Raw genomic sequence first — 12437 nt, 5'->3', positions numbered from 1 at the left:
GCCCGCCACGGACCGGCCACCGCTTCGGTTGACGCTGAAAGCCTTTCCCCGGTAGCGTGGCTTCACGTGAGTCGTCGCCTGCGCATGATCGCCGCCGGACTGCTGTGCCTTTCGCTGGGCCTGCACTGGGTGGTGCTGCAATCGGTGGCGTGGACCTCGATGCTCATTGAGCGGTCCTGGACGACTTCGTTTGCGGAGGCCGTCACCACCACGTTTGACGGCGAACATCCGTGCCGATTGTGTTCGCTGGTCCAGGCGGGAGCCCGCGCGGAGGCGTCCTCAAACAAGTCGGGCGCGCCGAAATCGCCGAAACTGGACATGGCCTCCCTCCCATCGCTGGCATGGATGGTCCTCCCGCGGGCTGCCGAGGTCACGGAGATGCGCCCGTTTGGCGCTCCCGTCCAGCGAACCGAGGCCCCGCTGCTGCCGCCGCCCCGCCCGGCCTGAACGCCGTCCGCGGACGTGTCGTTGGTCCAGATCGCCTCTCCGGAGGCGGGGCGCCCCGGGCACCTCGCACACCGGCAGGTGGGACCTGTCGGATCCGCGGATGAGAGTCCGCCTTCCGGTCGTCGCCACCGGATGTGAGCCTGCGGACCCTTCCCCCCCACGAAGACGAGTCGCCTCGTCACGGAATGTTGCGATGTCTGGAGCGCATTCCGGCTCCTGAATTCCAGAGCCCGCCCCCTTTGGCCGTCACATGAAACGCTGTCGTCGCGCGCCCGCCGAATTCCGGTTTGACCGTTCTGCCGGGTTCACGCTGATCGAACTGCTCGTGGTCATCGCCATCATTGCGATTCTGGCGGGCCTGCTCCTGCCGGCATTGGCCGGAGCCCGGAGCCTCGCCCGGTCCACCGCCTGCCTGTCGAATCTCCGTCAGCTCGGCATCGGGTGTGCCTTGTATGCCGCTGACCATCGCGACGCGTTGCCCCAGTCCGCGCATCAGGGGGCCTCGTGGATCGGCCGGCTCGCCGCTTACGGCCTGACCAACGTGTACCGGTGCGTCCTCGACACCAACCGCGCGCGCCTCAGCAGCTATGCCATCAACGATTTTCTTACGCCGCGTCCGTATGGGGCCCGGGACCTCGACTTCTCGCGCCTGACCGCCGTTCCCGCACCGGGAGAAACGCTGCATCTGACGGAGGCGCGTGGCGATTTCGACGGTTCCGACCATTTCCATTTCGCCGACCGCTCCGGCGGCGGCTTCACAACCAATCGCTTTCCGCGGCAGGTTGCGGTGCTCCGGCACCGCGGTGGCGCCAATTACCTGCACGCCGACGCCCATGTGTCCGGACTCTCCTGGACACGGGTTCGATCCCTTCTGGGGCCCCCCGTGACGCGCTTTGTGCGTCCCGACGGCCTCGACGACAACACCCCCAACCCCTGAGAAACCGGGATGGCCCGGAGACCACACACCACAAATGAAACATACCCATCAAGGGATGCTGGCGACCGGCCTGATGGCCCTGGCACTCGCCGCACCCCTCCACGCCCAACACGGGCATCTGAACAGCGGCGCCGTCGGACAGAACCAGGGTGATGCCCTGAGCTTCCTCAACGGCGCCGATTTTGCGGCAGGCTCCGGTTACGTGAAGGCCCTCAACTTCGCGGGATCCGGAACCTACGCGGGCCACTACGAGGGAGGCATCACGCTGACGGCGGTCCACTCCCTTTCGGGCACCGACGCCAACGGCATCCCGTACGTCGCCAATCCCAACGGCGCCGCCCCCGGGGCGTTCCTCCAGTACAGCATCGTCTCCGTTGAGGGACCCGCCGGCGGCACCTTTGCCTTCTGGGAGGCGGGAGCCACGGCGCCCACATTCCGTTACGCGTCCGGCTACACGGCGGGCGGCGCACCGGACCTCATCGTCATCAGCGACGCCTCCACCGGCGCCGGGATTCCGGGCGGGGATCCGTTCGGACACCTCCACGGGCGCCGTTTTACCGCGACCACGGCCGGCGACTACACGGTGGGCTTTCAACTGGTGGACACCTCGGCCAATGGCGTCGGCGGCGGACCCATCCACACCGCCAGTGACGTGCTTCAGATCCAGTTCAGCGCCGTACCGGAGCCGGGAGCCTGTGTCCTTGGACTGCTCGGAATCGGCGCGCTGGGCTGGGCGATTCGCCGCAGGTGAACCCGCAGCGGCATGACCACGGGTGTGGGGACGCAAGAGGACCGGAAACTCGCGATGGATCGGGCGCCTACCTTCGCCATCGCGGGCTTGGATCGGACCCCTTGGCCCCGCACCCAATGTTGAAACGTTCGAGCCCATGATGCGATTCCGAAATCCTTGCCCCCGCTGGTCTGCCGCCGCGTGGGTTCTTGCCGCGCTCCCGGGACTCCGTGCCCCGGCCCATGAGCACCTTGCCGCCGGGGCCCTCACTTCGGAAGCCGGGGCGGCGCTGCTGTTCGTCAACGCGGCCAATTTCGCCGCCGAGTCCGGATATGTCGTGCCGCTGACGGAGTCCATTGCCGGCCCGTATGCCGGATGGCATCACGCCGAGCTCGCGTTTGTTTGCCAGGCCGCCACACCCGACTTTGGTGGACCCGCACCCTTCCACCCGGTGTTGGGCGCACGCATCGAGGCGGTCATTGAGACCATTGATGGACCGGCAGGTGGACGCTTCGGGTTCTGGGAGACGCCCGGCGACGCGGCGATGGCGACGGAGTTGACGTTTGATCTGCCCGTTGGGACGACCGATGGAACTTCGCGATTTCCCGTCAGTGAGAACGACGGCGCGCCCGGCGCCGATCCCTACGGGCACATCCACGGCCGGGTGTTCAGTGGCTCCCTCCCGGGGCTGTACCGGATCGGATTCCGCTTCGTGGATACCTCCGCGAACGGGCCGGGCGGCGGCCCGCTGCATCCGCCCTCCCCGAGGTACGCCCTGTTCTTTCAGGCCGGCATCACCATCGCTTCGGTCGCCGACCTCCCATCGGGTCCCGAAGTCACCTTCGCCGCGGTCAACGATCACCAATACGTGCTGGAGGCCAGTCCCGAGCTGGGCGCCGGAGCCCTGTGGACACCCGTCGGGGAGCCCGTCACGGGTGACAACCGTCTGCACCGCCTCCAGGCATCTCCGGTTACGGATCTTCGGTTCTACCGCCTGCGTCGCGATCCCCTCTGAGCCCCAAGCGTGACCGGCTTCCGAAATTCCCGCCTGGATGCCTCCGTTCCCGCCCTGGTCCTGCTGCTGTTCAGCGGTGCGGCGGGACTGGCCCACCAGGTGATCTGGACCCGTCGGCTGGTGGATGTGCTCGGCGCGAGTGCCGAAACGTTTTCGCGGGTGGTCGGTGCCTTTTGCATCGGGCTGGCCCTCGGAAGCGCCTTGGCTGCCGCGCGTCCGGCCCGAACCGCCAGTGCGTGGCGCCGGGTCGCCCTCGCGGAGCTGACCGTGGCACTGCTGGGGCTCATCGTCCTCCAGGCGCCACCCATGGCCGATGCCGTCCGCGATCACTGGGGGATCGGCGCCGGACTCCGTTGGGGGTTGCCCGCCTTCCTGATCATCCCGCCGGCCGTCGCCATGGGACTGGTGCTCCCGGCGGTGCTGTCGGCTGTCCGAAATCCAGCCATCACGCTAAAGGCCTATGCCATCAACACATTCGGAGGCGTATTGGGCATCGCCCTCACGGTGTTCATTGGATTGCCGGTGCTGGGTCTCCGTGGTGCCGGGGTCGCGGTCTGCGGACTCAGCGGACTCCTCGCACTGGGGGCTTGGACCGCCCATCGCGCTTTGGGCCCGACCGACCTCCCGAACCCGTCGCCGGATCTCTCCGCTGGTCACTCAGCCCGCCCCGATTTCCTTGCACCGCGGGTGGCCTCGCTGCTGGCCTTCGCATCCGGATTCCTGGTCCTGGGCCTGGAAGTCACGGCCCAGCACCAGTTCGCCCAGATCGCCATCAACTCCCATTTCTCGGGCGCCACCATCCTTGCCATCGTGCTCCTGTCCTTGACAGGTTCCACCTTTGCACTGGTGCTCCGGGAGGGCCGCGGTCGGCGCTGGGACCTCGGGAATCTACTCCTGATGGCGGGGGGCGTCTGGACGCTGCAACCCCTCCTGTTCCTGTGGCTCCGTCCGGGACTGCAAATCCTGCCTTATGAACTCGCGCCCGCGGCGTACTTTCTCCGGCTGACGGGACTTGCCGTGCTCACGCTCGCCCCCGGATTCGTGGTCTCGGGCCTGCTTTTTCCCCGCCTGCTGCAGTCGGCGGGGGAACCGCGCACCATCGCACGCCTGCTGGCTTGGAACGGGTTGGGCTCCTGGCTGGGCGCCGAGACCTTTCAGATCGTGGTGCTGCCCTCCCTGGGTCTTTGGCGAACTGCACTGGCCGCCGCCGGCACCTATCTCCTCTTCGCGTTGCCTCTGGTGCGGTCGGCAGGCCGTGAGGCATCCCCATGCCGTCCCGCCTGGCGCGGGTGGCGGTCCGCGCTGGCACTCATCCTGGTCTGGGCCGCGGTCTGGCCGCGCGCCGCCCGCTGGCCGCAGGTCGGGTATGCCCCCGCGGAACGCGTGGTCGCCGTGACGACGGGGCGGGAGGGGGTCGTGGCCACGGTGGTCCGGGACACCAACGATTGGCGGATCGTTTTCAACAACTCGTACACCTTGGGCGGCTCACGAGCCCAATCGAATCAGGAACGTCAGGCACACCTGCCACTCCTGCTCCACGGAAGCCCCGCAACCGTCGCCCTGTTCGGTATCGCCACTGGCAGCACCCTCGCCGGCGCCGCACAGAACCCAGGCATCCAACGTCTCGATGCCTTTGAGCTCAGCCCCATCGCAGTCCGGTTTGCCCGGGAACACTTTGCCCCCTTCAACCGTTCCGTCTTCGACGACGCCCGCGTGCGCGTGTTTCTCGACGATGCGCGGTCCGGAGTCGCCTCGACCCACGGTGTCTATGACGTCATCGTGGGCGACTTGTTCCTGCCATGGCGGACCGGGGAAGGACGCCTCTTCTCCCGGGAGCATTTTGGTGCCGTCCACCGGGCCCTGAAGCCCGACGGCCTCTTCTGTCAGTGGCTCCCTCTCTTTCAGCTCACCCGCCTGCACTACGAGGTCATTGTCCGGACATTCCTGTCCGAGTTTCCGAATGGCTTTCTGGTCCGCGGCGACTTCTATCCTGAGTTGCCCATCGTCGGCCTCTGCGGTTTCGCCGGGGGCCGATCTCTGGACGCCGTGGACTGGGCCGGGGTGGCCCGTGCCTGCGAACGATTGCGCGCCGCGGGCACCGTCGCTGATCCCCTCGCGCGTCATGTGGATGGCGTGGCCATGTGTGTGGTGGGTCCGCTGCCCCCTCCGGGGCCGGGGCCGGTGAACACGTTGGACAATGCCTGGCTGGAATGGGACGCCGGACGCAATGTGGTCGGTCTGCGCACGCCCTGGTTCGTCGGCGTGCCGCTCGCGGAATACCTTCGGGACGTGGTCCGAGGCTCGGCCGCTCGTCTCCCGCAGCAGCTTCGTGCGGCACATGACTCCGGTCAGTTCTTCCTCACGCTGGAGGTTGCCGCGCGCGTCCGGGCTCCGGTGCTCGCCAACCTCCAGTCGCAGATCCTCGAGCGTTTGCCGGCGTCACTGCGCTTCGACCCGGAAGCTGACTGGACCCAGTGGCCTGGAAGCCAGAAGCCGTCGCCCGGTAACTGGTAGCTCTGCCCGCCACCGCCATTGCGGACTCGGATGCATTCGCACCGGAGCCACCGCTCCACGGCCGCCGCACTGCTTGCCGGAGGACCGTTGGCATCGCCGCGGGCGCTTCGGGCCCGCGGGGAATCGGGTCCGAAAAATTTACGGGTGGCCGGTTCCGCCACAACGGTCTATTGGGGAGCGCATGCGACGAATGTCTCTTCTCAGATTCGTGCTCGACGCCCTGGCGGCGACGGTGGCGCTGGGTCTGATTGCCGGATGCGGCCACAAAACGGACACGAGACCAGCCACCCTTCGGGTGCTCAGCTACAACATCCACCATGGCGAGGGAACGGATGGGAAGCTCGACCTGGACCGGATCGCCGCGGTGATCCGGTCCGCAGAACCAGACCTGGTGGCGGTTCAGGAAGTGGACCGCCATACGGACCGGACCGGGCGTGTGGACCAGACGGCGGTGCTGGGTGAACGCACCGGAATGCACGCGGTTTTCGGAAAGGCGATGGATTTCGCTGGAGGTGCCTACGGCCAGGCGGTGCTGTCCCGCTGGCCGGTCGAGACCGTCGAAGTGTTCCTGCTGCCCGGCGAAACGGGCCGGGAGCCGCGCATCGCCCTGATCACCCGCGTCCGCCCGCCGGGGTCTGCGACATCGGTCTGGTTTGCGAGCACCCACTTCGATCATCAGCGCGAGGATCTGCGCGAGAAATCCGCGCGGGCCCTGGCGGACCGGTTGCGAACGGCGGAGGGTCCCGTGATCCTTGCCGGAGACTTCAACGCGGAGCCGGAAAGCCGTTCGCTGCAAATCCTTCTTGAGAGCTTTGCAGATGCCGCCGCCAGCCATCCCGAGCCGACCATTCCTTCCGAGGGGCCGGACCGCCGGATTGACTTTGTGCTTTTCGCGCCTCCGGGCGGATGGCGCGTGCTCGACACCGCGGTGATCCCCGAAGCCGTCGCATCCGACCACCGGCCGGTGCGGGCGACACTGGAACGGCTGCGCTGATCGGTCAGCGGTCTTTCCGGAATGGCCTGACTGGGAGTCCCCCGGCGCTGAAACGTCCTCCATCACGGTTCACCCCGGCTTCTCAAGTGCGAGATCCGGGACGGGCCCTTGGCGGTTGCTGAGTGATTGCGGCACCGTCTGAATCCGGCAGGAGCCGAAACCGCAGGATTGAATGGGCGCCAGTCCGGCTCAGGATCCGGCCATGGACTCGCCCCACACCTCCCGCCGCCGGTTTCTCGCCGCGGGTCTCGCTGCAGGAACGCTGATGTCGCGCGCCTGCGGCGATGCCTCCGGCCAGCGGCGGTTCACCCTGGATCTCACCCCGGGCGCGATCGGCGTCAGCGGTACCCTGCCGGACATCATCCGCCTTGCGGAAGCCCACGGCTTTGAGTCCGTCCAGCCCGATGCCGGCTGGCTGGTGCTTCAGGACGCCGAGGGCCGGCGGCGGGTGACCGAAGCCCTCGTCCGCGCAGAACTCCGCTGGGGATCGGCCAATCTTCCAGTGGATTTCCGGGGATCGGATGACGTTTTCGAACGGGATGTTGCGGCGCTGCCGGCGGTGGCTGCGGCGCTGCAATCGGTGGGTGCCACGCGGATCGGCACGTGGATCTCCCCGGGCCACAACGAACTCTCCCACGCCGACAACATGGAGCGGCATGCGCGACGACTGCGCCAAACGGCCCAGGTGCTCTCCGATTACGGAATCCGCCTGGGATTGGAATACGTGGGCACCCCAAGCCTTCGTGCCCGGTTCCGGCATTCCTTCATCCACAACCTTTCCGGAACCCGGGAATTGATCGGGGCCATTGGGGTGCCGGGGACCGGTGTGATTCTCGATTCGTGGCACTGGTGGACTTCGGGCGACACTGAGAACTCCATCCGGCGGCTGACCAACCGAGATCTTGTTGCCGTGGACCTGAATGACGCCCCGGCAGGGGTGCCCCTGGCCGAGCTTCAGGACAACCGCCGCGAGCTGCCAGCGGCGACCGGGGTCATTCCGGTGAAGGTGTTTTTGGAGGCACTGGTGGCTGTGGACTACGACGGTCCGGTGCGCGCGGAACCCTTCAATGCCGCGCTCAACGCCCTCGACAACGAGGCTGCCGCCGCGGCGACCATCGTTGCCATCCGCCGGGCGGTTGCTCTGGCGTGATGCGATCCCTGCAGGATCGCGGATGCGGGTCCGGGTCGGGGGGGGAATTCCCCCTGCCCAACGCCCCTTCCTCCTCCCGGCCACCCGGACGCCGAAGCGTCGTCAAAGGGCATGTGATTTGCTTCGCAATGCCATTCGCAATGCCGATATTGACGGACTGATCGCGTGCCAACAGCGTCGGGGCTTCAACTTCCCGACGATGGAGCGGCCTGCCACCAATCTCTCTTGACGAGGCCGATCCTCGATTCCCATGAAGCGCCATTCTGTTGTTGTCACCCTGATCGCTGCGATTGCCGCCCTTTGGCTCGCCGGCCGCCTGACGTCACCCTCGCCAGGGTTGGCGATCACGGGATCATCCGTTCCGACGGGTGATGTCGGGACCGGGACGCCTTCAGGGACGGGACAAGCCCCTGAGGTACAGCAAACTTCATTGGAGGCGGACCCCCGCGGGGCAACGGCAGCTGCGCAGGGTCCCTCGCTCCCGGAGGCCAGCCAACCGCCGCTTCCCCCGTGGGTGGGCCCGCGACCACGACTCCCATGGGATCCCGCGTGGATGCAGCAGTATGCCGGGCGGGAGGCTCCATTGCCGGCCCGATTCCCATTGCCTGGGGGGGCGGAGGCCGTGGGTGAAGTGCTGGAGGTGATGGACACCGCCACGGGCGTGGAATGGATTTCCGGGCGGCTGGATGCGCCCGAACCGGGCTCGTTTTTCTTTCGGCGGCAGTCCATTCCCGGAATCGCGGGGACCCATGTCGGGGTGGTGCAATTTCCCGGGACCGGAAGGGCGCACCGATTGGAACCGTCCTCGCAGGATGGCAGTCCCGAACTCGTCGCCCGGCAACTGGACGAGGTGGTCTGCGTTGCCTATGTGCCCGCCGCCTCCGCGCCGGCCCCTGCCCCCGGCAGTGCAGAACCCGTGCCCGAAGGAGCACCGCTGGTGGACATCGGGCAGCACCCCAATATTCCGATTCCTGACTACCAGAACGGTGTGCCCGTCCTGGAGAGCCTGCCGGGGGCCCGCGGCGTCGCGTACCTGGACTTCGATGGTGAGACCACGTCCCAATGGAACGGCCGGTTGATTGTCGCGCGACGGGCCAGCTTCTCCGCGGGCCAGATCCGGGAAATCTGGCGCCACGTGGCTGCCGACTACACCAGCTTCAACATCAATGTGACCACGGATCTTCGGGCCTTTGAGCGGGCTGCGGAGAACAGCCGCATCCGGGTCATCATCACACCCACGACCGATGCCGGACCTGGCACGGGAGGCGTGGCGTTCATTGGCTCCTGGAACTGGACCGGTGACACGCCGTGCTGGGCGTTCGGAACAACCGTCAAGGACGCGGCGGAGCAGATTGCCCACGAGGTCGGCCACACGCTCGGACTGGGCCATGACGGGCGGCAACCGCCCGGCCGTGACCGGGAGGAATACTATGGGGGCCACGGCAGCGGGGAGGTCGGCTGGGCGCCCATCATGGGCGTGGCCTATGGTCAGCCCGTGACGCAGTGGTCGCGGGGGGAGTATGCCAATGCGTCCAACCGCGAAGATGATCTGCGCGTGATCACCACCTCCAACACCTCGGTGGCGTATCGGGCGGACGACCATGGCGGCACCTTTGCGGCCGCCGGCTTCCTTGAGATCTTCGATGGCGGCACGGTCACCAACCGCGGGATCATCGAGCGGAACACGGACGTGGACGCCTTCCGGTTTTCGACGCTTGGGGGTCAACTGAACCTGACCGCGCGCCCGGCCGGAGTGGCTCCAAACCTGGCGATCCGCCTCGAGCTGACCGACACGGCCGACACCCTGATCCTCGCCTCGAGCCCGGCCAACACCCTGCGCGCCTCGTTCAACACCAATCTGCCGCCCGGGGAGTATGTCCTCCGGGTCCGGGGTGCCGGCCGGGGTGCCAATGCCACATCCGGTTTTACCACGTACGGAAGTCTTGGCTTTTACCAGGTGACCGGAACGGTGCAGGGCGGCGTTGCCCCGGTCCGCTTCCGAATCCCCGAGAATTCACCGATGGGCACCGTCGTCGGCGATCTGGGCCGCCATGCGAATCATCCCGATCCGCGGCGGTTCGAGGCGACCGGTGGCAGCGGACTTGGCGTCTTCCGGGTGGCGCCCGACGGGGAGGTCACGGTGCTGGATGCCACGCGCCTCGACTTCGAGGTCCGGGAGCAGTTCGACCTCCTGGTGGACATCCGATACCCCGGGAATCCGGCGCTCGACGAACCGGGGCGCCGTGTGGTGGTGCATGTGGACGATGTCAACGAAATGCCGGTGGTCAGCAGCGGGCCCCTGCGCATCCACCGCGGGACGCGCGCGGGAACACGGGTGGGCGCGGTCACGGCTTCCGACCCCGATCTGTACACGCGGCTCCGGTTTGGCATCGAGCCGGGAGAGCACGCCGACGCCTTCGGGATCAACGGGTCCGGCGAAATCCGTTTGTTGCGCGATTTCACCGCCGCTGCCGAAACGTTCCCGCTCCGGGTGTCGGCCTGGGACGCCGGCCAGCCGGCGCTGACCAACACGCTGGAACTGGCCGTGGAGGTGCTGGGGACTCCCGCCGGAATGCGGCCGGGTGGCATCGCGTTCGCCCGCCACGACGACATCCCCGGCGCCACGCTGGCGAGGCTGACCAACCATCCGAGCTTTCCCATGTCCCCATCGAGCGTGAGCGAGCTGACGGATGCCGAGATTCCCCGAAGGGATGGCGACTGGTACGGCGCCGTGATGCGGGGTTACCTGCTGCCGCCGGTGACGGGAACCTACGTGTTTGCGATCGCCGGCGATGATGCTTCCGAACTGCGCCTGGGCACCGACACCTCGCCCGCAAGCGCCCGCCGCATTGCCTTCAGCAACCAGGCCACGGAACCGAGACGCTGGACCCAGTTCCCTTCCCAGCGCTCCGTGCAGATTTCGCTGGAGGCCGGACGCGCCTATTACCTGGAGGCCCGGATGAAGGAGGCGGAAGGCGACGACCACCTGGCTGTGGCCTGGCAGAGCGCCGCCGCCGGTGTGACCTCGTTTCAGGTGATCCCCGGACGATTCCTGGCACCCCATGAGATGAATTTCGCCCCGGAGGTCACCCCCCAGAGCCTCCGGCTCCACCGGGACGCCTTCACGGGCGCACGATTCGGGCGGATCGAAGCCACCGACCGCAATGCCGGAGAGGTCCTGACCCTCGAACTGCTCAGTGCAAACCCTGCCGGACTGGTCCGCCTGGACGCGGCTGACGGATGGCTCCGGGTGGCCGATGGCGGGGCTCTCCTGGCGACGACGGACAATGAAATTGCACTGAACGTCCGGATTACGGACAGCGGGGGGTTGTCCACAACGGGTTTGATGACCTGTGAGCTGCTGGCCCCGTCGGCCCTCGGGACGGCGCGTCCGATGGCGGAAATCTTCACCAACCTTTCGGGGGCCACGAGCATCAACGGACTCACCAATCATCCACGCTATCCCGGGCAGCCCGACGCGTTGCGTCCCGTCAGCGGCCTCGTGCTGGGTCGCAATCTCGGACGCAATTACGGCAGCCGCATGCGCGCACAGCTCGTGGTGCCCAGCAGCGGCTCCTACCGGTTCCACATCGCCTCGGACGACAGCAGCGAATTGTGGCTGGGAACCGGCCCGGAACCGGAGACCGCCCGTTTGGTCGCCCGTGTCAGTGGCGCGGTGCTTCCGGAGCAGTGGAATGCCCAGGCGGGTCAGCGAAGTGCCGCCATCGCATTGACTGCGAACCGTCGCTACTACATTGAAACCCGCCACAAACAGGGCGGTGGTGAGGATCATCTGGCGGTGGCCTGGACCCGTCCGGGCACCGCCACGCCAGAGTTGATCCCCGAGGGGGCGTTCACGGCGGTTGACATCGGGCATCCACCCGCCGTGGGCGCTGTGGCGGAGGCGACGATCGCTGCCGGGGCTCCGGCCGGAACCGTGGTGGCCACGCTGGAGGCCCGGGACAGCCGGCTCGATCTGCTCGCCTGGCGGATCACCGGGGGCGATGCGGAAGGCCTCTTCACCGTGGATGCAGACTCCGGCATCGTCTCCGTGGCCGATGCGGCTGCCCTGAGGGGATCGTCGCAGGCCCTGTGGACACTCGATCTCGAGGTCCAGGATTCCGGCTACGGGGATTTGTTCCCGCGCAAGACGACTCCGACCACATTGACCGTTCGGAAGATCGGTGGCGGCTCCCCCTACGAACTCTGGGCCACAACCAACGGGATCGGCGGCGCGCCGCCGGAGGACGACAGCGACGGGGACGGACTTCCCAATCTGCTGGAGTTCGCCTTTGGCGGGAACCCTGAGGCCGACGATGCCCGGTCGGTCGGCCCACGGATTTCCCTGGCCCCCGAGGGCCCGCGTACCCGCGTGCTCGTGACGCACCGGCGGCATCGCGACGCATGGGCCGCCGGCCTGGATTACACCGTGGCGATCCGGGACACGCTCCTCGACGGCGGCTGGGTTCCCGCGAGCACCGATCAGGAGCTGGCGTTGGTGCCCTCCGATCTGCCACCGGGATTCGAGGAAGTCACCTGGCGTCTGGAGGAACCGGTGCCTGAGGGAGATGCTGCACGATGGGTGCGCGTCGAGGTCCGGCTGCTGGCTGAGTAGATCTCTCCACCTCGATCGCCGACGGCGGCGGGGCC

The 12437-nt window shown here is 67.5% G+C and carries 8 protein-coding genes; all 8 read left to right on the top strand.

What is annotated here, in order from left to right; translation table 11 throughout:
* Positions 1-447, top strand: a 447-nt coding sequence (locus KF791_19675) for a hypothetical protein (protein ID MBX3734803.1), incomplete at its 5' end; no start/stop codon positions are given.
* A 250-nt stretch (positions 448-697) separates the two neighbouring features.
* Entirely contained in the window at positions 698-1384 is a 687-nt protein-coding gene (locus tag KF791_19670) for a prepilin-type N-terminal cleavage/methylation domain-containing protein (protein ID MBX3734802.1), read from the top strand.
* A 34-nt stretch (positions 1385-1418) separates the two neighbouring features.
* Positions 1419-2135, top strand: coding sequence for a PEP-CTERM sorting domain-containing protein (locus tag KF791_19665; GenBank protein MBX3734801.1), 717 nt, complete (start codon positions 1419-1421; stop codon positions 2133-2135).
* Positions 2136-2271: 136 nt separating this feature from the next.
* Positions 2272-3129, top strand: coding sequence for a hypothetical protein (locus tag KF791_19660; protein MBX3734800.1), 858 nt, complete (start codon positions 2272-2274; stop codon positions 3127-3129).
* Between the two features lie 9 nt (positions 3130-3138).
* On the top strand, positions 3139-5643 hold the full coding sequence (locus KF791_19655; protein ID MBX3734799.1) for a hypothetical protein: 2505 nt from the start codon (positions 3139-3141) through the stop codon (positions 5641-5643).
* A gap of 190 nt (positions 5644-5833) precedes the next feature.
* A complete protein-coding gene (locus tag KF791_19650) occupies positions 5834-6637 on the top strand; it encodes an endonuclease/exonuclease/phosphatase family protein (protein ID MBX3734798.1) in 804 nt (267 codons plus the stop codon).
* A gap of 202 nt (positions 6638-6839) precedes the next feature.
* Positions 6840-7787 carry a sugar phosphate isomerase/epimerase gene (locus tag KF791_19645; GenBank protein MBX3734797.1) on the top strand — a complete coding sequence of 316 codons (948 nt, stop codon included), beginning with the start codon at positions 6840-6842 and terminating at the stop codon, positions 7785-7787.
* Between the two features lie 553 nt (positions 7788-8340).
* The gene (locus tag KF791_19640; protein MBX3734796.1) at positions 8341-12402 is read left to right on the top strand and encodes a hypothetical protein; all 4062 of its coding nucleotides are present in this window, start codon (positions 8341-8343) and stop codon (positions 12400-12402) included.
* Positions 12403-12437 lie beyond the last annotated feature (35 nt).

It is taken from the genome of Verrucomicrobiia bacterium, assembly GCA_019634635.1.
GTDB lineage: Bacteria > Verrucomicrobiota > Verrucomicrobiia > Limisphaerales > UBA9464 > UBA9464.
Note: the sequence above shows the minus strand (reverse complement) of the source record. Positions and strands in the feature narration are given on the sequence as shown.